We start from the raw sequence: 19,852 nt of genomic DNA, 5'->3' as shown, positions 1-19,852 counted from the left end.
AACTGATCCCTACCTATCACTGAAAGGAGGCGGGAGGCGAGGTTCACAGGCACCCATCGAGCTTCTAGCATTGATTCATGACTGCATACACCGGACAGAAGCTGCTCGACACCCTCGATGCGCACGGTCTCGAGGATTGGCAGGGCCTGCCGGGCCGCATCGGCGCACGGTTCCTCACCGGCGACTTCGCGACCGGGCTCGACCTCGTCTCACGCATCGGCGCCGCCGCCGAGGAGGCGAACCACCACCCAGACATCACCCTCACTTTTCCGCATGTCGATATTCGACTGACCAGTCACGACACCGGAGCCGTGACCGAACGCGACCTCGAACTCGCGGCACAGATCAGCGAACTCGCCGCCTCGGCGGGGGTGAGCGCGGATCCGAAGATTCCCGCACTGCTCGAGCTCGGCTTGGACACGGCGCACCGGGATGCCATCGCCCCGTTCTGGGCCGCCCTGCTCACTGGCGATGCGAGCAATGTCTCCGGCCGTGATGTCATCGACCCCGCCGGGCAGATGCCGCTGCTGTGGTTCCAGGACTGCGAAGAGCACGCGGTGCCGCATCAGCGCCTGCACGTCGACGTCTCGGTCCCCGGCGCGGTCGCACCCGAGCGCATCCGCGCGGCCGTCGAGGCCGGTGGCACGGTCGTCGACGAGTCCCAGGCACCGTCGTTCACCGTCCTCGCCGATGCCGACGGCAATCGCGCCTGCGTCTGCACCCTGGAGAATCGCTCGTAGTTGCTGCCGGAGGCTGTCGCCCCTGTCGGGCGCTGTCGCCGAGGAGTCGCACCGTCCGGTGCCTCCTGCCCTGTGATCGCTCGGTCCACGCAGCGCCCGAATTTGTCGTCGCCGGCGACGACAAATTCGAACTGAGCGTTGATCGAGCGCGTGCAGCCAGCGATTCGTTTCTCGTTCTCGCATAAGCTGAGTGGACCATCCCGAGTACTTTCCCGTCGCAGGAGGCACCGTGTACCAAGCAGCCGAGAACCGCTACGAATCGATGACCTATCGCCCGGTCGGCCGCTCCGGTCTCGTCCTCCCGGCGCTGTCCCTGGGGCTGTGGCACAATTTCGGCGATGATGTCGCCTTCCAGAATCAGCGCGACATCGTGCGTCGGGCCTTCGACCTGGGCATCACCCACTTCGACCTGGCGAACAACTACGGCCCGCCTCCCGGCTCGGCCGAGACGAACTTCGGGCGCCTGCTGCGCGAAGACCTCGGTGCCTACCGCGATGAACTCATCATCTCGACCAAGGCCGGCTGGGGGATGCATCCTGGCCCCTACGGTGGTCCGGGCGGAAGTCGGAAGTATCTGCTTTCGAGCCTCGACGCCTCGCTGAACCGGCTCGGCCTCGACTATGTCGACATCTTCTACTCTCACCGCCCCGATGCCTCGACTCCGCTGGAGGAGACCATCGGTGCCCTCGACACCGCGGTGCGTTCGGGCCGTGCCCTCTACGCCGGCATCTCTTCGTATTCTGCGGCCGATACGGCCCGCGCCTCGGCGCTGGCGAAGGATCTGGGCACTCCGCTGCTCATCCACCAGCCCTCGTATTCGATGGTCAACCGGTGGATCGAATCCGACAATCTGCTCGAGACCACGGAGGCAGAGGGTCTGGGCGTCATCGCGTTCTCCCCACTCGCGCAGGGCCTGCTCACCGACAAGTACCTGGGCGGAGTTCCCGAGCAGTCACGGGCCGGCAAGGCCACGCCGTCATTCAGGGACGGGTTCCTCTCCGAGGACAACCTCGAGCGCATCCGCAGCCTGAACGACATTGCCGCGGCACGCGGACAATCCTTAGCCCAGATGGCCCTGAGCTGGGCACTTCGCGACGATCGGGTGTCTTCGCTGGTCATCGGCGCCAGTCGTGTCGCGCAGCTCGAACACAACGTCGCCGCTCTCAGCTCCGAACCGCTCAGCGCTGACGAACTGAAGAAGATCGACGCATTCGCCGTCGACTCGGGCGTCGACATCTGGGGCGATGCCCGCCGCAGCACTCAGGAGTGAAGCTGCTCAGGCTTGAAACTGTTCAGGAGTGAAACTCGACCGGAACTGAGTATGGAGCGAGAAGGTCCCGCAGGTGCGCCACCAGCCGAGTGAATCCCGCGGCATTCGTGTGCATGGACAGGTCGGCTCGAATATCGGGTCCGCTTCGTCTGCGGATGTTGAGCTCGTGAACGATCCGGGGGCGACCGGTCATCCTCGCACCGAGTTCATTGCCGGCGGTCTTACCGAAACTCGTCGACCAGAGGACGGGTCGCGGGCCGATGTGCGCCTGGATCGAGACGAGATCCGCATACGTCACGAACCCCATTCCGGCGATCGTGATTCCACGCCCGTCGATGGTCAGCACGGGCGCCCTGCGATTGCTCCGCAACTTGCGGTCCCGCACCAGGAGCACGACTCCTGCCCCTGCGAAGACGATTCCGCACACCACCAGTCCGCCGCCGATGCCCCAGCGGGCGGTGGCGGTGTTGCCTGGGTCCGCGGTGGAGATCGCAGCGAACAGGACGCCGCCGAAGACGAGAACGCCGAGACCGCAGAGCAGCGCCCACCCGCCGATGAACGCGCAGATGATACCCAGGACACGTGAGACCCGCGAGATTCTGCCCACCGAACGCGGGTCGGCGGGCAGAACCCATCGGTTCCCATCGCGAATCAACATGCATCCAGGCTAGCGTGCCGCCTCGAGCAGCCAACCCGTGCGATCACTCCACTTCGGCCGGAAAGCGTAGACGCAGACCAGCCGCAGCAGGGTCGAGCGCTCATAGGCGCTGACCCTCCGCGGGTCCAGCCGGCTCGCCGAGGTGACGCGGGAGATCTCCCCGAGCACCACCTCGGCGTCGTCGACCGTCCAGATCCCCTGGTGGGTCCGCCACCTCGCATGTGCACGAAGGTTGCCCAGGTCGAGTTCGCGTTCGCCGAGGCACGCAGTGTCAACGTCGAGCAGACCGGGCCCGGCGACCGGATCCCACATGATCTGCTTGTCGTGGAGGTCCCGGTGGATCGGCCCCCAGTTCCGTTCCCCCGCCGAGGCGGCATCGTCGTTGAGGAGGTCCCCGCGCACCTGTGTGATCAGGGATTCCATCTCGGCGGCCCTCGGTCCGAGGACGTGGTGTGCGCGAGCCCGCCATTCGTCGAGCACCCGTGCCTCCGAGTCCGCCGAATGGGTCGGCAGAGAGGACATCGCTGCGGGGGCTGCGTCCGTCGAGGGGGTGGCAGTCGGCGTGTACCCGGAGTCGATGCTGTCCGCGGCGAGCGCCCACGCGTCGAGGGCCTCTCCCCAGGCACGCGTCCAATCGGCGCCCAGACGGCTCGGGTCGTGAAGTTCGACGCCCGGAAGGGCGCTGAGCACCACTGTCGAATCATCGGCAGTGAGGACGTTCGGCAATGCGAAACCGTTCCGGAATGTTTCGGCCCGGTCTTGGCCGGCGATGATGTCTGCCGCCCGTGATGGGCGCACACATTTGGCGAAGTTGCCGTCCGCCAATCGGATCACTGCTCGCTTACCCGGCCGGTGGGAGATCAAGCGGTTTCCAGTGCTGCCGGCAGCCGAACTCCCGCCAGCGCCCGAAGCCCCACCAGCACCCGAAGTTTCACCGGCGGCGAGGAGGCATTCGAGCCCAGGCAGCTTGGGGTCTCTGCCCGAGGCGAACATGCCGACACGGTCTCGGCCGGTGCTGAGGAATCCGGCTCTGATCGCAGAGTTCTTCTCCGCCTCGATGGCGATCCGATCGCGGCTGGCCGGCCATGCCCGGCGCACCGGCCATTCCTCACCGTCGACCGTGACGACCTCCGGAATGATGCGTGACGTCATCACGACACCCGATTTCCGGTCGCGGCCAACGAGTCCTGGGCGGCGCCGATGATCTGCAGTGTGGCCCGTCGCCAATCGGCGCGGCAAGTGCGCCACGGTTCGAGGACCGTGACGAGCATGGCCCAGGCGGCCCACGCTTCCACGTCGACGTCCGCACCTCCGGCGCTACGGTAGCCGCCGAGGAAACCGGTCTCGAGGGTTTGGGCGTGTGCATCGGCGCGTCGCCGACATGAGGCCACCCAGCGGCCGAGGTCCATTCCGGTCGGCCCGACCCCGGCCCGATCGAGGTCGATGATGCGGCATTCCGAATGACCGACGAGGACCTGGTCAGGACTGAGATCGCCGTGGATGGCGCGATCGCCGGAACCTGCTTCGGCACCGCCGGCAGCACCCGGGCCGGGCTCGAGCCTGATCCGATGGTGCAGCGTCCGCACGATGTCCGCCACCGCACTGCCCGCCTCCGGCAACAGCTGCGATACTACGGTCGCGGTCTCAGCCGCTTGCTCCAGTGGGGACACCCGGGCTCGATGCCCCACCTCGGCGGGCGTGTGGCGGTGAAGCTCTGCGATGATCACCCCCACTTCCTCGGCCACGGCCAGATCGGGGTGAGTCTCGAGGTCACCGATCCCCCACCAGGGCGAGCGCACGGCCGTGCCTCTGCTACCCAGGGCCTCGGCCGACAGAGTGGGCAGGCCCCAGTCCGCCCACAGAGCGGCGGTCTCGACCAGGTGCTGCTGGGAGCCTGTGCCGATGCGGACGAGCTCGGCTGTTCCGGACCCACGCCGAGTGTGCTTGAGCAGAACGCGCCGACCGGGGTTGTAGCCGATCGTCTCGAGCTCGCCGGACTGGTCGTCGGCGCCGGTCAATTCCCGAGTCGCGCGGGCGATCTCCTTCTCCAACTTCGAGTCGGCTCGCACCGAGCCGCTGATCAGCACGCTGCCCGTGGCTCCGGCCGATCGCGGCTCGCTGCATTCGTGCACGGTCACCGTCTCGTTCCGGCGCGCGGCACGTCTGCGAATGTTGGCAAGTTTGTCCGCGCCGGTCACCACCGCGCTCCACCCCCAGTCCTGATCCTCGGCGAGGCGGCCCTTTTCCTCACGCTTCCAGGACACGATCGCGCTGCGGCCGGGTTTCACCCGAATCCGGACCGGCTCGACGGCGAATCCTAGGCGCCGCGAGAGAGCTTCACCGGACCTGAGCTCGGTCACATACGGCAGTCCCGCAAATGCTGCGGTTGCCTCATCGGCTTCGTGGACAGTCGTCATGCTCCCGCTCCTACGTTCTCGTGCGTGTTTCCCACCGTCTGAGGCGTGGTTTCGATCCGGGAATCCTCGGCCTGCGAACGCATCCACTCGGCGACTCTGGTTCCCGGGTCGACGGCCAGTTCGTTCGGCACCCCATCTTCGACGATCTGACCGTCCTCGAGCCACAGCACCCGGTCGAGGCCGCGGATCATGGCCAGATCGTGAGTGATGACGATGCTGGTGCGCCCCTCGGTCAGCGTGGCGACCGAGTCTGTGACCTGTCCACGGGTCGCCGGGTCAAGGCCCGAGGTCGCTTCGTCGAAGACGACGACGGGGGCGTCGCGCACCAGTGCCCTGGCGATGGCCAGGCGCTGCCGCTGCCCACCGGAGAGGGTGTCGCCGCGGTTGCCCAACACGGTGTCGTAACCGTCGGGCAGTCCTTGGATGAACTCATCGGCCGAGGCAGCACGGGCCGCGGCCTCCACCTCGGCGTCGGTGGCATCCAAGCGACCGTAGCGGATGTTCTCTCGCACGGTCGCGGCGAACAGGACCGATTCCTGCAGAAGCACGGACATGCTCGACCGCAGGGAGGCTCTGGTGACATTGTGGGTGTCGTAGCCGTCGATGAAGATCGATCCCGATTCCGGCTGCGAGAGCCGCAGCAGGTAGCTCATCAGTGTGGATTTCCCGGCCCCTGAGGCGCCGAGGATTCCGACCTTCTGCCCCGCAGGAACGAGCAGGTTGAGATCGTCGAACAACGGGTTTCCATGTCCGTCGGTCGAGGTGATGCGGTCGAAGACGACATCACCGGCAACGGGTCCCATGGTGAGCGCACCGGGTGCGTCGGCGATCTCGATCGGTTCGTCGAGGAGGTCGGCGATCCTCTCCCCCGATGCGGTGGCGCGGGCGATGCGACCAGTGTATTTGGCCATATCACGCAGCGGCTTCATCGCGATCTTGAGGTACATGAGGAACAGCACCAGGTCGCCCGGGGACATGGCCCCGCGCAGCACCTGGTAGCTGCCGAAGATCAGCACGAGAGCCTGGGAGATACCGACGAGCACATCGGTCGAGCGTTCGAGGCCGGCGGCGAGGCGACGTGCTCGCACTCCGGCCTTGAGGGCGCGTTCGTTTCCGTTGGCGAATTCGCGTGCCACTGTGTTTTCGAGGCCGTAGGCCTGGACGACGCGGATGGCGCCCAGCGCTTCGGCTGCGGAGCCGACGAGCCTGCCTTCGCCCTTGCGGGTCGAGCGCGAGGCTGTCGTGATCTTCGGGGTCGCGATCTTCGAGAGCACCCCGTAGATCGCGGCCGTGATGAGCACGATGGCGCTGAGGATCGGGTCGAGGATGACCATGACGACGAGGAGGACGGCCAGGGTGAGGACGTTGCCCACCAGCGGAAGACCGGCCGTCACCGCCACTTCCTGGAGGCGTCCGATATCGCCGACGAGGCGCTGGGAGGTGTCTCCGATCGAGGCTCGCGAGTGGTACTTCAGCGACAGGGCCTGCACATGTTCGAAGACCCGTGAGCGCAGCTGGGTCGCAACCCGGGCGCCGACGAGCGCGAAGCAGATGGTCGAGGCATAGTTCGCCACGGCCCTGCCTGCCACGATGACCGCCAGTCCGATCGCGGCAGCGGCCAAGGTCATCCCGACGTTGGATCCGACGCCGAGGGTCGGCCCGATCTCTGCGCCCAGGGCAGAGGTCACCGCATCAATGGCGATTTTGAGCGGCCACGGTTCGAGGATGCGGAAGATGACGTCGCAGAACAGTGCGGCCAGTCCGCCGAGGATGAGCCATTTGTGCTGGCCCAGGTGCGGGGTGAGGATTCGCAGGGTTCGCTTCAGTGCCCCGGGCGAGATCTTCGTCCGGGACTTCTTCGACCGTGCACTCTGCTGCGGCAGCGGGGTCTGACTCATACCGACTCCAACACGAACGATTCCAGGATCTCTTGGCACCGACTGGTCCACGAATGGTGGGCCATGGCTTCGGCCCGGGCGGCAGCACCCATCTGCTGCCTCACCTCGGCGTCGTCAATGAGGTTCTGCAAGGCAACGGTCAGTGCAGCGGTGTCGTCCGCGGCCACCAGGGTCGCGGAACCGGTTCCTTCGAGAACGTCGGGAATCGATCCCACGGCCGAGGCGACGATGGGCAGGCCCGCGGCCAGGTACTCGTAGATCTTCAGCGGTGAGAAGTAATTCTCGCCCGCCGGGTACGGGGCCACGGCGATATCGAAGGTGCGCAGGTGGGCCGGAATCTCTTCGGGGGCCAGCGCACCGTGGAACGTCACACGATCACCGAGACGAAGAGCCTTCGCCTGCTTCTGCAGAGCCTCCGATTCCGGCCCGTGCCCGAGGATGTCGAGATGGAAGTTTCCGTTCAGACCCGCGCAGGCCTCGATCAGCCGATCGGTGCCGTGCCACGGTTTAAGGGTTCCCACGAATCCGATCCGCACCGCACGGCTGCCAGAGGCGTCCCGGGCGGTCGCGGCGGGAGTGATCCGGTCCGTGTTCACACCGTTGGGAACGACCGAGACGTCACTCAGACCCGGGTAGTCCCGATTCACCCAGCCGGCTACCGCAGCGCTGACGCAGACGATCCGCTCGGCTCCGACGAAGCTGTGGGCCGTGGTCCGAGCCGCGTGCTCGTCGTGGACGAGTCCACGATGCTGTTTCTGCTCAGCGAGCAGAGGTGCGTTGACTTCAAGGACCAATGGCACGCCCAGGCGGCTGCTGATTTCGGCTCCGGCCGTGGAGAACAGCGAATACCGTTCATAGACGAGGTCGAAGCCCTGGTCGGCTCCCGCATCCGGATCGGACACGGTGTCGACGACCATATCGGCGAGCATGTCGGACAGGCGCATCAGCGCGATCTCGCGTTGGCCTCTGTCCAGCCCGCGTGGCACCTCGAGGCGGGTGATGTCGACGTCGGCGAGGTCGGCTGGGATGTCGTCATCGGTGCGGGTGCAGAAGATGCTGACTTCGTGGCCGAGACTTCTGAAGGTGCGGACGACTTCCTGCACGTGGACGCTCGCGCCCTTGGTGCCGAAGACTCCGATGCCCGGGTCGAGCAGGATATAGGCGATTCTCATGACACGTACTCCAGTTCGCGGTCAGCTTTCGGTAGGGCGCGGTCGATCCCTTCGACCAGTCGGGACAGTTCCCGGGCCTGGGCCGCCGAGTCGTGCAGCCGGCACACCAGATCCCTCGCGGCATCGGTGATCTCTCGCACGGAATCCGGGGCTTCGCGCAGACGGCGGACCACCTCGGCGATGGCGGTGGTGATCTGTTCGGGATCACTCCCGTCGTTGACGAGCCAGCCGGTCTCACCATTGATGATGACCTCGGGCACTGCCGTGACATTGCCGGCCACACAGGGGATTCCGGTGGCCATGCCTTCGAGCAGGACGGTCGGCAGGCCATCGGCGTTGCCGTCGGTGCCGATGACGAAGGGGGCGACAAGGAGGTCGTGGCTGACGAACATCTCGCGGACCTCGGACTGGGTCAGCGCTCCGTGCATGTCGACGAGCTCGGTGAGGTGCAGAGTGTCGATGAGCTCACGCAGCTCGTCCTCGAGCGGACCTGTGCCGACGAGGTCGAGGTGGCAGGGCAGGCCGCGATCACGCAGCCGGGCAAGTGCAGTGAGCAGATGTGCGAAGCCCTTCTTCTCAACGAGGCGACCGACGGCCAGCAGCGAGGGAATCGCCTGCGCCGCGCCATTTGGTCGCTCGGCGATGGCGGGACGATAGGGGAAACGCTCAAGTTCGAGGCCGTTGCGCACGACAACGAACCGTTCGCTGAGCTCAGGTCCCAGGATGCGCCGCAGATAGCTGTGGTTGTAGTCGCTGATCGCGATGACGTGGTCGGCGCCTGCGACCTTCCGGCTCAGATCGTCGAGTTCGACGCTCTCATGGAAGATGTCCTTCGCATGTGTGGTGAACGAGTACGGAATAGCTGTCAGAGCTGAGGCGGCTCTGGCCACGGTCGTCGCCACCGACGCGAAGTGGGCGTGAAGGTGGGTGACCCCGTATTCGAGTGCCAGGCGGGCCACGGCAACGGCCTGGACGGCATCGTCGTGGCCGAGTTCGGCAAGGTCGCCGAGGTGGGCTTGCAGACCGGAGGCGATCCTCGGATCCTGCATGCTTTCCTGCCAGGTCTGCCAGTAGCTGCGAGCGCTCGAGGGCCGATCGACGTGGATGACGGGTGCCTTGACCCTGGCCAGCTCCAGGTGGAAGCGTGTGTCGGTCGTGGGACGGAGGGAGAAGATGACGAGCTCTTCACCGGCGGCTTCCCTGGCGAGGATCTCGGAGACGATGAAGGTCTCGGAGAACCGGGGATACATCTTCAGCACGTAGGCGCACCGGACGGAAGGCTTGGTGGGAGTGTGATCAGCCTGCATAGCGAATCTCCTTGATCGAAGTGATGCTGCCACGGCTTGCTGCAGCTGAGTCTGTGCCGATGGGCTCGGCGTCTGCACCGATGAGTTCGGCGGCCAAATGTGCGATGGTCTGGAGACCGGCGAGGTCGACATTCGAGCGGTCGATCGAGTGGCCCACCCGATCTCCGAACCAGTCGTTGAGCCCGGCGACGCTCACCTCGGCGAAGGAGCAGGTGTCGACGGCTCCGACGGCAGCGAGCGCCTCTGCCCGCCGAGGCTGTTCCGCGCGATGGCTGTTGCGGGGGACGACGAGAGCAGGTGTCGAGGTCGCCATCACCTCGCTCAGTGTGTTGTAGCCGCCCATGCAGACTACGACGCTGGCCGAGGCGATGAGACCGGGAATGTCGTCGCTGTGTCGAATGACCGTCGTCTCTTCCGCGGCTGTGCGTTTGAGTGCTTCGAAGTCTGCGAAATCCATCTGCGGACCGGTCACGACAAGGTGGTTGTAGCCTGCCGGTGGCTGCGAGTGCACGGCAATCGACGCGAGTTCGGCCCCGTCGGAGCCACCGCCCAAACAGGTGAGCACGAACTTCCCCGGAGTGGTTGTGGCCCGGTCATTGGGGCGTTCCAAGGCCAGGTACCCGGTGCATTCGGCGATGCGGGCGAGCTCTGGCGGCACCTCGCCGGTCGTGCGAGGGTCGTAGACGTCAGGATCGCCGTAGATCCAGACCGCGTCGAAGGAGTCCGCAACAGCACCGGCACCGCCCACGCGATTCCATTCGCGCTCAATCACCTTGGGTGAGTCGAGAACCTCACGCAGGCCGAGGACCGTCCTGCATCCACGGGCACGAACGTGGCGAAGTGCTTCTCTGAGTTCACCGTCGATGCCGAAGGGGTGCCGATCAACGATGAAGAGCTCCGGGTCCTGCTGGTCGAGGATCGCCTTGATGGCGGCGGCCCGAAGCGCACTGAGTCCCTCCATCGACGAGGCGAGCGCCCGCGGCTGGTAACCACCGGCTGCCGGAGTCACACCCGGCAGAATCACCCAGTCCCACCCTGCCGGCAGGTCGAAGCGGGTGGCTTCGGGATTACCCGCGATCAGCAGTCCACTCACTCGTCGACCGGTCAGTGCTGGCAGAGCCGCAGCCAGCGCGAAGGCAAGGGCACGGTTGCGGCGGATGTGCCCCAGTCCTAGAGAGTCATGGGAGAACAGTGCGATTCTCAATGTGGAATTCATACTTCTCATCCTGTCGCGCGCAATTAAGGTGGAGTTAAGACGCAGATGAGAAGACTCTTAGGGACGAATTCAGTCCACCCGGTAGCCGAACCCGCGCACCGTGGTAACGAAATCGTTGCCGAGCTTCTTGCGCAGATAGCCGACGTAGACGTCGACGACATTGGAGCCGGGATCGAAGTCGAAGCCCCACACGTGTGAGAGCAGCTGTTCGCGTGAGAGCACATTGCCGCGGTTCTGCAGCAGGATCTCTGCCAAGGACAGTTCACGGGCGGAGAGGTCGATGATCTTCCCGGCCACCCACACTTGCCGCTTGAGCAGGTCGATGCGCACGTTTCCGCGAATGAGCTCCGTCTTCGGCGCCTCGACCACAGTCTCCTTGAGGCGCAGCCTGATGCGAGCCAGGAGCTCGCCGAAGCGGAAGGGTTTGATCATGTAGTCGGCAGCACCGGATTCCAAGGCGTAGATCGTATCGTCGGCGTTGTCACGTGCCGTGAGCACGAGAACGGGAAGGTCGGGCCGTTGCGTGCGCAGCTGGCTGAGCACGCTGAAGCCGTCGAGCTGCGGCAGTCCGATGTCCAGGACGAGCAGATCGAAGTCTCCGGTCAGCGCCAGATCGCGGCCGGTGATGCCGTCGCGGGCGATCTCTGTGCTGAATCCGGCCGCTTTGAGGCCCTTGGCGATGAAGGCGGAGATCCGCTCCTCATCTTCGACAACGAGAATTCTGTTCACTGCGGTCCTTTCGGCAGGATCATTCGGAACTGGGCGCCCTTGGAGGCATGATCGAGGACGACGGTCCCTCCGTGCGCCTCGGCGATGGCCTTGATGATGGACAGACCGAGGCCGAACCCATTGCCCTCAGTCGATCCACGGCTGAATCGGTCGAAGATGTCGGTTGCGATCTCATCCGGGACGCCTCTGCCTTCGTCGCGAACCCAGAGATGGATGTGGCTGTCGTCGTGACCTGCGCCGAACGTGATCGACTGGCCTTCTTCGGTGTGTTCGACCGCGTTCGCGGCCAATTGGAGGAGGGCCTGGGTCAATCGCTGTCGATCGGCCCAGAAGGTGATGGTCGGAGGTGTCGCGACCTGCCACTCACGCTGCCCCAGTCCCTTGGCCTTGGCCAGGGTGTCGCCCAGCAGCGAGGGCACATCGACCTCAGCGGGGCGGACGAAGTCCGGGCGACGAGAACGAGCGAGGATGAGCAGTTCGTCGACGAGGCGGGCCATCCTGTCAGTCTCATCCAACAGCAGTGTTCGCGTCTCGTCGACGTCGTCGACATCCTGGGAGTCCATGGTCTCGAGGTGGCCGCTGAGGATGGTCAGCGGTGTACGGAGTTCGTGGCCGACGTCGTCGAGGAATCGCTTCTGCGTCTCGAATGCGGATTCGAGACGGTCGAGCATGTCATTGAATGTACGTCCGAGCTCCGCAAGGTCGTCGTTGCCCCTGGTGGCCAGTCGGTTGCTCAGATCACCTCCGGAGATCGACTGCGCGGTCTGTCGCAGCTCGGTCACCGGGGACAGCAGCCGACGGGCCAGGATCGAAGAGATTCCGGTGATGAGCAACGCCGCGGCCAGTGCGACGACGGTGTAGATCTGCATGACTTGCGTGAGGTCGGAATGGCTGGCGCTGACATTGTGGACGACGACGAAAGATCCTGTCTGACCGCCTGTGGCGATCGGAAGGACATAGCCTTCGTAGTCGTCTCCGGCAATCGTCAGATTGATCTCGCCGCCGTCCCCGGACACTCCGGCGACGGCCTTCTCGAACTCCTTGGACCCGCTCAGCGGAGCGTTCGGCTCTCCTTGATAGAGCACGCGCCCATCGGTGAGGAATGCGAACAGAATCTCATCTTCGTCCGGTTGGTTCTGGGCGAGGAACTGGCTGAGGATCTGGTCGACGGAGGTGAAGCGCTCCCCTGTCTCGGGATCGACTCCGTTCTGGGCGAACGTGCGCATCTCCGCGATCTCCTGAGACATGGACGCAGCATTGCGGCCAGCCACATTGTTCGCTTCCACGGTGTAGAGGACGAGGCCGACGACGGTGAGCGCGAGCACGGAGAGAACGGCGACTGTGATCGTCAGGCGATTCTGCACGGTCATCCGAATCGGACGGTCAGTCGTCATCGTCACCGCCGTCGTCATCCCCATCGTCGTCGTCATCATCGCCGTCGTCATCCCCGTCGTCGTCGGGCACTTCACGAGGTGGATTGGGCACCGGTTCGTACGAATGCTCGAGTTCATCTGGCACCGATGATTCGTCGGACGACGAGTCAGAGCACCCGGACGGATTCGTCGGCTCGGAGGTCCCGGACGACTCGGAGGACCCCGACGGCTGCGAGGGCTGGCCCGCGGAGTCGCCGGCGCCCTGCGATCCGTCTGCGTCCGAGGTCGCCGAGGACCCTGGTGTGACTTCGACCGGAGTGAGATCCGGCGGCTCCGGTTGAGCCGAGCTCCTGACGATGATGACCGTGAGAACAGCGAGCACGATGACCAGAGCGGCCACTACCCAGCCCAGAATTTTCGATCGTCCTTCCACACTCTCAACACTGCCCAAGGGTGAGAGGTTTGTCGAGCAGTCTGTGATGAGAGTCTTCTTAGACCGGTTCCAGCGCTGACTGCCAAGGTTCCTCCAGTGTCCCTGTGATACCGTGAGCGCCGACCGCACAGCCCCACGCAGGAGCCCTCAATGAGTGACAATCGTCTTCCCGATGACGAGGCCCGGCGCGGGAACTCCGAACTCAGCGCCTCCGATCAAGGACAGGCTGCCGAGGCCCCGAAGGAGCATCCCTGGGCGGCGATCAAGCCCTGGCAGGGCAAGGCTTCGGGCCTCGACAAACTCCTGCTCTTCCTTATCATCGGAGTGCCGCTCGTCTACCTGGGACTCATGCCGGTGCGACCCTGGATGCTGGTGCATGCCCCGGTCCTGCAGGAGTTCATCAACGGCGCGAAGTCCGCAGTCGTCGCGGCCGGCGCCTACGCCAGCGTGGGTGAGATTCCACTGTGGCTCGTCGTGGTCGCCGGCTTCATCGGAATGGCGAAACTCGACTGGGCTTTCTGGTTGGCCGGCCGACGGTGGGGCGATGGAGTGCTGCGGCTCTTCGCACAGAACGAGCGCCAGCTCAAACGCATCGAATCCCTCAAGCGGATCCCCAATTGGGCACTGTTCCTCATGACCATCGTCTCGCGCTGCCCGGGAGTGCCGGGAACCCTCGTCTACCTTGTCGCCGGCTGGACGCGAATGCGGCTGTCGCTGTTCCTCATCGCCGATCTCCTGGGCTGCCTGATCTTCACGCTCATCTGGACGACACTGGGCTATCAGCTCGGTGAGACCGCCGTCGACGCACTCAAGATCGTCGACAAGTACGCGCTGTGGCTGACCTTGGCGATCATCGTCGGCATCTTCGTCATCACCTATATCCGGGAATATCGGAAGCAGAAACACGCGGAGTGAACCGCGCCTTCATGCAGCCGTCAGGCGCCGAAGGACAGGAAGGTCTCGCGCATCCGCGTCGGGTCGGCCCTGCGTCCGCTGAAGAGTTCGAAGGCGTCGATCGCCTGGTTGACGGCCATCCCTGAACCGTCCAGGGTCCGGCAGCCCTTGGCCTTCGCCTCTGCCAGCAGTTGGGTCTCGAGCGGGAAGTACACGACATCAGCGACCCAGGTCTGCGTATCCAGCAGGCTCGTGTCGAAGGGCGTCCCCGGAAAGGCAGCCATGCCGACAGGGGTGGCGTTGACCACCCCGTCCGCCGAGGTGATGGCCGGCTCCAGGTCCGATGTGGAGATCGCACGGACGTGGTCCCCGATCTCCGCGGCGAGGTCCTGTGCTCTCTCTGCGCTGATATCGGCGATGGTGAGTTCTCCGACTCCCAGCTCCGACAGGGCGAAGGCGACTGCGCGTCCCGCTCCGCCGGCGCCGATCTGCACGACTCGGTTCCTGGCCGCACCGCCGAGTCCGGCTTCGAAGCCACGAGCGAAGCCGGTGGCGTCGGTGTTGTGACCCGTCGTTCGGCCCGCTTCGTCGATGACGACGGTGTTGACCGAACCGATCCGACGTGCCACGAGGTCGACCTCATCGAGAAGCTCGATGACCTGCTGCTTGAACGGGTGGGTGATGTTGAGTCCGTCGAACCCGAGGCGCACTGCCGATGCCAGCAGCTCATTCAGCGGCACGGACGCCAGGCTCTCCTCGCCGATGTCGATCGTGCGATAGATCGTGGTGAGGTCGTGTGCGGCGCCTTCGTCCTCGTGCATGCGCGGGGTGCGGGAGGCGGAGATGCCTTCGCCGATGAGCCCCAGGAGCAGTGATCGGGTCATAGTCTCACTTTCATGTGGTGCGTGTTCATGCGGTGGGTGCGTGTTCATGCAGCGCGTGGGGTGTTCGTGTCTGCTGCGGACGCTGCTGTTCAATTGGTCGCGGTGGTCGGTGCGCGCAGCTTCTCCGCCAGGATCTCCACCGCATGCACGTACCCGCTGGCTCCTGCGCCGGCGATGACCGCGGCCGCCACGGGTGAGAGGTAGGAGAGGTGGCGGAAGGATTCGCGGGCGTGCGGGTTACTCAGGTGCACTTCGATGATCGGATGATCATAGGATTTCAGCGCATCGTGGAGCGCCAGTGACGTGTGCGTGTAGGCGCCGGCGTTGATGATGGCGCCCACGGTGGTCTCCCGGGCCGCGTGGACGGCATCGATGAGCTCGCCCTCATGGTTGCTCTGCACACAACGGACACTCAGGCCCGCCTCGGCGGCACTCTGGGTGCACATGTCTTCGATGTCGGCCAGGGTGGTGTGACCGTAGATGTCGGGCTCGCGGACGCCGAGGAGGTTGAGGTTGGGGCCGTTGAGGATGAGGACTGTGGACATGGTCACCTGGGCATTCTGGCGGCGATCGCGGTCGCCGTCTCTTTCAATTGGGGGACGAATTCGATGAGTTCGTCCAGGGGTCGGCGGAAGACCGGTGCGGCCAGCGCGAGGGCGGCCAGCAGTCGTCCGTCGAGGTCGAAGACGGGGACGGCCAAGGCGTTCATGCCCACGTCGTTCTCTTCGGACTGTCCTGCCCAACCGGTTTCGCGGATCTGTTCGAGCCTGGTTCGCAGCTGCCCGGGATCGGTGAGGGAGTGCGGTGTCCGCGGTTCCAGCTCGAGTTCATCGATGGTGCGATCCCGGTTCGGATCATGCGCCAGGAGAGCCTGCCCCAAGGACGAGGTGTGCAGCGGGGATTCGTCTCCGGGATCCGTCGTGGTCCGGAACTGCGGGCCGTCGACCGTGATCACCGTGAGCGCCGCGTTGCCCCGGCGAACGGAGAGGATGCTCGACTCCCCCGTGCTCGTCGTCAGCGCCTGCAGGAGGTCCTTGGACGATCCGGCGAATCCGCGGCGATGGGCGACCTTCTGCCCGAGGCGGAAGACCTCCATTCCCAGGGTGTAGGCCTTGGTGGCGGGGTCGTAGTCCGCGTATCCGGACTCGACGAGGCCGCCGAGCAGCCGGTAGGCGGTGCTGAAGGGGTGGCCGGTGAGCTCCGCGGCCCTGGCTGCGCTGATGCCCTCGGCATGGTCACCCAGGAGTTCGAGCATGTCGAAGGCCTTGGTCACCGAGTTGGACCCTTTAGCCGGCATTGTCACCTCCTTTGCATTGTCGCTGCTGCTTCACTGGTGTGGCCTCGTCGAAGCGAACCGAATCTGGCTCGTCGAGGTGAACTGAACGTTGACAGACTATGTCATCTCGATCACACTGTAAACCACACTGTAACAACGACTTCCATATTATGGCAATACAGAGATGCGAGGAAGCATGATCAACGCGACCGAAGACGCTCGTCCCGCCAAGACTCCACTGCGGGCGGCGCTGTCGAGCTGGACGGGTTCGGCTCTCGAGTACTACGACTTCGCGGTCTACGGAACCGCCGCAGCCCTGGTGCTCAATGTCCTGTTCTTCCCGGACACAACCGCTCCGGGCATGGCGATCCTCTTGGCCATGGGCACCGTCGGCGTCGCCTACGTGGTTCGCCCGTTGGGTGCCCTGATCATGGGGCCTCTGGGTGACCGGTTCGGGCGGAAGTTCGTCCTCATGCTCACCCTGTTCCTGATGGGGTTCTCGACCTTCGTCGTCGGCTGTCTGCCCACCTTTGACCAGGTCGGATACCTCGCACCGGCGCTTCTGGTGCTGTGCCGACTGATCCAGGGGCTGTCTGCCGCAGGTGAGCAGGCGAGCGCGATCAGCGTCTCCCTCGAGCACTCCGCAGAGACCAAACGCGCCTGGACGACGAGCTGGACGCTGCACGGCACTCAGGCCGGCACCCTGCTGGCCACCGCAGTCTTCATCCCCTTCACCGCCTTCCTTCCAGAAGAGGCGCTGTTCAGCTGGGGCTGGAGGGTACCGTTCTGGCTCTCGGCCCTCGTGGTGCTCACCGCCTGGCTGATTCGCCGCGGCCTGGACGAGCCGCCGGCCTTCAAGGAGGCCCGCAATGCGCATCCTCCGCTGCAGGCGGTCTTCCGCTGGCACAAGGCAGCGGTCCTGCGGGTGGCGGCCTGCGCCATGGTCAACACCGTGAACATGGTCTTCACCGTCTGGTCGCTGTCGTTCGCCACCTCGATCGTCGGCCTCGAGCGATCAACGATGCTGCTGGTGTCCGTCATCGCCAATGCCATCGCCCTGCTCGCAATTCCCGCAGCCGCGATCCTCTCGGACCGCCTCGGCCGCAAACCCGTCTTCATCGCCGGTGCCCTGGGTGCCGGACTGATGATGTTCCCCTACTTGGCTGCGGTCTCGAGCGGAAACTGGACCCTGATCTTCATCTGCGGCGCCATCATGTCCGGCTGCGCCTACTCGATGGCCAACTCGATCTGGCCCTCGTTCTACGCGGAGATGTTCCCAACCTCCGTTCGCGTCACCGGGTTGGCCCTGGGCACCCAGATCGGCTTCGCCGTCTCCGGCGGACTCGCACCGGTCCTGGCCTCTGCCGTCGCCGGAGCCTCGGGCGAGAATTGGGTCTCGGTCGCCGGCTTCACCGCCGGAGTCTGCGTCTTCACCGCACTGGCCGCGATGACGGCGAAGGAGACCAAGGGGCTGAGCCTCGAAGAGATCGACACGGTCCACGAGGCACGGTCACGCTGAAGACCGTGCCCGTGACGATGAACTGCCTATGACGATGAAGAAGACCCAGCAGAAGGAAGGATGTCGATGCACACCTCGATAGCAACAGTGTGCCTGTCAGGAACCCTGGAGGAGAAGCTCCGTGCCGCAGCGCGAGCCGGCTACGACGGGGTCGAGATCTTCGAACAGGATCTCGTCGTCTCCCCCGACTCACCTGAGGCCATCGCCGACTTGGCCCGCGAGCTGGGCATCAGCCTCGATCTGTACCAGCCTTTCAGAGACCTCGAAGGCGTCGACAAGGCACAGTTTCAGAAGAACCTGACGCGCGCGGAGACGAAGTTCCGGCTCATGGCCCGACTCGGGATCGACACCATACTGCTGTGCTCGAACGTGGGCACGGCAACCATGACCGATGACGGCGTGGTCGTCGAGCAGCTGCGCCGCCTCGGCGATCTTGCTGACTCCTACGGCGTGAACATCGCCTATGAGGCGCTGGCTTGGGGGCGGTTCGTCTCCGAATACGACCACGCCTGGGACCTGGTCAAGGCCGCCGACCACCCCCGGATCGGCACCTGCCTCGACAGTTTCCACATCCTCTCGCGCAATACGGACCTGAGCCGCATCGCGGAGATCCCGGGCGAGAAGATCTTCTTCCTTCAGCTGGCCGACGCACCTGCCCTGACCATGGATGTCCTCAGCTGGTCCCGCCACCACCGGGTCTTCCCCGGCGAAGGGGCCTGGGACCTCAGCGACTTCCTGACCAGGATCGCCGCCACGGGCTATGCGGGGCCGGTCTCACTCGAAGTCTTCAACGACTCATTCCGACAGGGCGACACCAACCGGACAGCAGTCGACGGTCTGCGCTCACTGCGCTGGCTGGAGGCGAGCATCGCCGACACGATCGCGGCCCCGACCGGCTCTGCCAGCGCCGCTGAGCCTGCGGGTCCGAGCACCGCACTCGATCTGCAGCCTCTGCCCGAGGTGGAGGAGCCGCGGGGCATCAACTACGTCGAGCTGAGCACCGATGACCTCGGCGCCCTGACTCGCCAGATGCACCAGCTCGGATTCCAGTTCATCGGTTTCCACCGCAGCAAACCCCATGTGCAGCTGTGGCTGCGGGGCGAGGCCCGCATCATCGTCAGCGAGGTGACCGACGGTGTCGGCACGGGCGCGGACGCGGGCGGCACGAGCTCGACTAGCGCGGACGAGGCCGGCACCACCTCGGCGCCGGTGAACGGTACGTTCCTGCGTGGAATCGGATTCGAAGTCACCGACTCACGATCGGCCATGGAACGCGCCGCGCTGCTGCACGCGGACGAAGTTCCCCGCGATCAGGCGCACAACGACGAGGTGCTGCGCGGCGTGTTCGCCCCCGACGGTTCCGAGGTGTTCTTCCACCAGTTCGAGAAGGCGACGCCGGCCTGGATCCAGGAATTCGGACACGACCACGACGAGCAGGTCTCCCACATCGACCATGTGAACCTGGCTCAGCCCTCGAACCACTACGACGAGGCCGTCCTGTTCTACACCTCCCTGCTGGCGCTGCATGCCGAGCCCTCACAGGACGTGCCAAGCCCATCGGGGCTGGTCAGATCGCAGGTCATGTCGAGCACAGACGGATCGGTTCGCATGCCGCTCAACGTCTCACCCCAGCCGCATGCCGAGGCCGTCGCGGGTCGCGGCATCGGCTCAGTGGTCGAGGCCTACCCGGAGCACGTGGCCGTGGCCTGCGAGGACATCTTCCATGCCGCCGCCACAGCGCTCTCGCGCGGGCTGGACTTCCTGCCCGTGCCGCAGAACTACTACGAGGACCTCGATTCCCGGTTCGATCTCGCCCCGGAATTCCTGCAGCAGCTGCAGGAGAACCACATCCTCTACGATCGGGACGAACACGGCCAGTTCCTGCACTTCTACACCTCAACGATCGGCTCGGTCTTCTTCGAGATGATCGAACGCCGAGGTGACTACCGCGGATTCGGTGCACCCGACGCTCCCGTCCGGCTGGCTGCTCAGCATCGGAAGAACGCACAGCTGTCGGCGCAGAATGCACAGATGTCGGGGCAGCAGGGGTGACTTCTGGCAGGTTC

General features: G+C 65.2%; 18 protein-coding genes. 5 read left to right on the top strand and 13 right to left on the bottom strand.

All coding sequences use genetic code 11. The features are described from left to right. The first annotated feature begins 77 nt into the window (after nucleotides 1-77). Nucleotides 78-740: a 4a-hydroxytetrahydrobiopterin dehydratase gene (locus BLT92_RS12440; RefSeq protein ID WP_092106000.1), complete on the top strand. Its 663-nt coding sequence runs from the start codon at nucleotides 78-80 to the stop codon at nucleotides 738-740. Nucleotides 741-969: 229 nt separating this feature from the next. Beyond that, nucleotides 970-2,010 carry an L-glyceraldehyde 3-phosphate reductase gene (gene mgrA, locus BLT92_RS12435; protein ID WP_092105999.1) on the top strand — a complete coding sequence of 347 codons (1,041 nt, stop codon included), beginning with the start codon at nucleotides 970-972 and terminating at the stop codon, nucleotides 2,008-2,010. A gap of 22 nt (nucleotides 2,011-2,032) precedes the next feature. Here the strand turns inward: mgrA and BLT92_RS12430 are convergent, their stop codons facing one another. The 10 genes from BLT92_RS12430 to BLT92_RS12385 all read right to left on the bottom strand — a co-directional run bounded on the left by BLT92_RS12430 (nucleotide 2,033) and on the right by BLT92_RS12385 (nucleotide 13,213). Next, nucleotides 2,033-2,668: a hypothetical protein gene (locus BLT92_RS12430; RefSeq protein ID WP_092105998.1), complete on the bottom strand. Its 636-nt coding sequence runs from the start codon at nucleotides 2,666-2,668 to the stop codon at nucleotides 2,033-2,035. A gap of 9 nt (nucleotides 2,669-2,677) precedes the next feature. Then, entirely contained in the window at nucleotides 2,678-3,820 is a 1,143-nt protein-coding gene (locus tag BLT92_RS12425) for an aminoglycoside phosphotransferase/kinase family protein (protein ID WP_092105997.1), read from the bottom strand. Then, on the bottom strand, nucleotides 3,820-5,085 hold the full coding sequence (locus BLT92_RS12420; RefSeq protein ID WP_092105996.1) for a phosphotransferase: 1,266 nt from the start codon (nucleotides 5,083-5,085) through the stop codon (nucleotides 3,820-3,822). Before BLT92_RS12420 ends, BLT92_RS12425 begins: the two co-directional genes overlap by 1 nt. Continuing rightward, entirely contained in the window at nucleotides 5,082-6,983 is a 1,902-nt protein-coding gene (locus BLT92_RS12415) for an ABC transporter ATP-binding protein (protein ID WP_092105995.1), read from the bottom strand. The genes BLT92_RS12420 and BLT92_RS12415 overlap by 4 nt, the downstream gene beginning before the upstream one ends. Next, entirely contained in the window at nucleotides 6,980-8,155 is a 1,176-nt protein-coding gene (locus BLT92_RS12410) for a glycosyltransferase family 4 protein (protein ID WP_092105994.1), read from the bottom strand. Before BLT92_RS12410 ends, BLT92_RS12415 begins: the two co-directional genes overlap by 4 nt. Beyond that, complete coding sequence (locus tag BLT92_RS12405; RefSeq protein ID WP_092105993.1) at nucleotides 8,152-9,462, bottom strand: glycosyltransferase family 4 protein; 1,311 nt, start codon at nucleotides 9,460-9,462, stop codon at nucleotides 8,152-8,154. The genes BLT92_RS12410 and BLT92_RS12405 overlap by 4 nt, the downstream gene beginning before the upstream one ends. Next, the gene (locus BLT92_RS12400; RefSeq protein WP_092105992.1) at nucleotides 9,452-10,678 is read right to left on the bottom strand and encodes a glycosyltransferase family protein; all 1,227 of its coding nucleotides are present in this window, start codon (nucleotides 10,676-10,678) and stop codon (nucleotides 9,452-9,454) included. Before BLT92_RS12400 ends, BLT92_RS12405 begins: the two co-directional genes overlap by 11 nt. A gap of 69 nt (nucleotides 10,679-10,747) precedes the next feature. Beyond that, nucleotides 10,748-11,407 (bottom strand): response regulator transcription factor, encoded by a 660-nt coding sequence (locus tag BLT92_RS12395; RefSeq protein ID WP_092105991.1) that lies wholly within the window; start codon nucleotides 11,405-11,407, stop codon nucleotides 10,748-10,750. Continuing rightward, nucleotides 11,404-12,840: a sensor histidine kinase gene (locus tag BLT92_RS12390; protein ID WP_092105990.1), complete on the bottom strand. Its 1,437-nt coding sequence runs from the start codon at nucleotides 12,838-12,840 to the stop codon at nucleotides 11,404-11,406. The genes BLT92_RS12395 and BLT92_RS12390 overlap by 4 nt, the downstream gene beginning before the upstream one ends. Then, on the bottom strand, nucleotides 12,791-13,213 hold the full coding sequence (locus BLT92_RS12385; protein WP_157691438.1) for a hypothetical protein: 423 nt from the start codon (nucleotides 13,211-13,213) through the stop codon (nucleotides 12,791-12,793). The genes BLT92_RS12390 and BLT92_RS12385 overlap by 50 nt, the downstream gene beginning before the upstream one ends. Before the next feature lie 150 nt (nucleotides 13,214-13,363). On the opposite strand from BLT92_RS12385, the gene BLT92_RS12380 reads away from it, so the two are divergent. Beyond that, complete coding sequence (locus BLT92_RS12380; protein WP_092105988.1) at nucleotides 13,364-14,128, top strand: DedA family protein; 765 nt, start codon at nucleotides 13,364-13,366, stop codon at nucleotides 14,126-14,128. 20 nt (nucleotides 14,129-14,148) lie between these two features. Here the strand turns inward: BLT92_RS12380 and BLT92_RS12375 are convergent, their stop codons facing one another. From BLT92_RS12375 to BLT92_RS12365, 3 genes are all read right to left on the bottom strand, one after another. Then, nucleotides 14,149-14,991, bottom strand: coding sequence for a shikimate dehydrogenase (locus tag BLT92_RS12375; protein ID WP_092105987.1), 843 nt, complete (start codon nucleotides 14,989-14,991; stop codon nucleotides 14,149-14,151). An 89-nt stretch (nucleotides 14,992-15,080) separates the two neighbouring features. After that, nucleotides 15,081-15,536 (bottom strand): type II 3-dehydroquinate dehydratase, encoded by a 456-nt coding sequence (gene aroQ / locus BLT92_RS12370; protein ID WP_092105986.1) that lies wholly within the window; start codon nucleotides 15,534-15,536, stop codon nucleotides 15,081-15,083. Nucleotides 15,537-15,538: 2 nt separating this feature from the next. Beyond that, on the bottom strand, nucleotides 15,539-16,288 hold the full coding sequence (locus tag BLT92_RS12365; RefSeq protein WP_092105985.1) for an IclR family transcriptional regulator: 750 nt from the start codon (nucleotides 16,286-16,288) through the stop codon (nucleotides 15,539-15,541). A 175-nt stretch (nucleotides 16,289-16,463) separates the two neighbouring features. On the opposite strand from BLT92_RS12365, the gene BLT92_RS12360 reads away from it, so the two are divergent. Both BLT92_RS12360 and BLT92_RS12355 read left to right on the top strand, forming a co-directional pair. Continuing rightward, nucleotides 16,464-17,786 carry an MFS transporter gene (locus tag BLT92_RS12360; protein ID WP_092105984.1) on the top strand — a complete coding sequence of 441 codons (1,323 nt, stop codon included), beginning with the start codon at nucleotides 16,464-16,466 and terminating at the stop codon, nucleotides 17,784-17,786. A 66-nt stretch (nucleotides 17,787-17,852) separates the two neighbouring features. Continuing rightward, nucleotides 17,853-19,838 (top strand): bifunctional sugar phosphate isomerase/epimerase/4-hydroxyphenylpyruvate dioxygenase family protein, encoded by a 1,986-nt coding sequence (locus BLT92_RS12355; RefSeq protein ID WP_092109246.1) that lies wholly within the window; start codon nucleotides 17,853-17,855, stop codon nucleotides 19,836-19,838. The last annotated feature ends 14 nt before the right edge of the window (nucleotides 19,839-19,852 follow it).

It is taken from the genome of Brevibacterium picturae, from assembly GCF_900105045.1.
Taxonomy (GTDB): domain Bacteria; phylum Actinomycetota; class Actinomycetes; order Actinomycetales; family Brevibacteriaceae; genus Brevibacterium; species Brevibacterium picturae.
Note: the sequence above shows the minus strand (reverse complement) of the source record. Positions and strands in the feature narration are given on the sequence as shown.

Bases quoted from the DNA above. Each gene is read 5' to 3' on its own strand.
- BLT92_RS12420 (WP_092105996.1), bottom strand. From the start codon at position 5,085: ATGACGACTGTCCACGAAGCCGATGAGGCAACCGCAGCATTTGCGGGA.
- BLT92_RS12405 (WP_092105993.1), bottom strand. From the start codon at position 9,462: ATGCAGGCTGATCACACTCCCACCAAGCCTTCCGTCCGGTGCGCCTAC.
- aroQ (WP_092105986.1), bottom strand. From the start codon at position 15,536: ATGTCCACAGTCCTCATCCTCAACGGCCCCAACCTCAACCTCCTCGGC.
- BLT92_RS12430 (WP_092105998.1), bottom strand. From the start codon at position 2,668: ATGTTGATTCGCGATGGGAACCGATGGGTTCTGCCCGCCGACCCGCGT.
- BLT92_RS12400 (WP_092105992.1), bottom strand. From the start codon at position 10,678: ATGAATTCCACATTGAGAATCGCACTGTTCTCCCATGACTCTCTAGGA.
- BLT92_RS12360 (WP_092105984.1), top strand. From the start codon at position 16,464: ATGATCAACGCGACCGAAGACGCTCGTCCCGCCAAGACTCCACTGCGG.
- BLT92_RS12410 (WP_092105994.1), bottom strand. From the start codon at position 8,155: ATGAGAATCGCCTATATCCTGCTCGACCCGGGCATCGGAGTCTTCGGC.
- BLT92_RS12380 (WP_092105988.1), top strand. From the start codon at position 13,364: ATGAGTGACAATCGTCTTCCCGATGACGAGGCCCGGCGCGGGAACTCC.
- BLT92_RS12415 (WP_092105995.1), bottom strand. From the start codon at position 6,983: ATGAGTCAGACCCCGCTGCCGCAGCAGAGTGCACGGTCGAAGAAGTCC.
- BLT92_RS12355 (WP_092109246.1), top strand. From the start codon at position 17,853: ATGCACACCTCGATAGCAACAGTGTGCCTGTCAGGAACCCTGGAGGAG.
- BLT92_RS12375 (WP_092105987.1), bottom strand. From the start codon at position 14,991: ATGACCCGATCACTGCTCCTGGGGCTCATCGGCGAAGGCATCTCCGCC.
- BLT92_RS12390 (WP_092105990.1), bottom strand. From the start codon at position 12,840: ATGATGACGACGACGATGGGGATGACGACGGCGGTGACGATGACGACT.
- BLT92_RS12425 (WP_092105997.1), bottom strand. From the start codon at position 3,820: ATGACGTCACGCATCATTCCGGAGGTCGTCACGGTCGACGGTGAGGAA.
- BLT92_RS12365 (WP_092105985.1), bottom strand. From the start codon at position 16,288: ATGCCGGCTAAAGGGTCCAACTCGGTGACCAAGGCCTTCGACATGCTC.
- BLT92_RS12440 (WP_092106000.1), top strand. From the start codon at position 78: ATGACTGCATACACCGGACAGAAGCTGCTCGACACCCTCGATGCGCAC.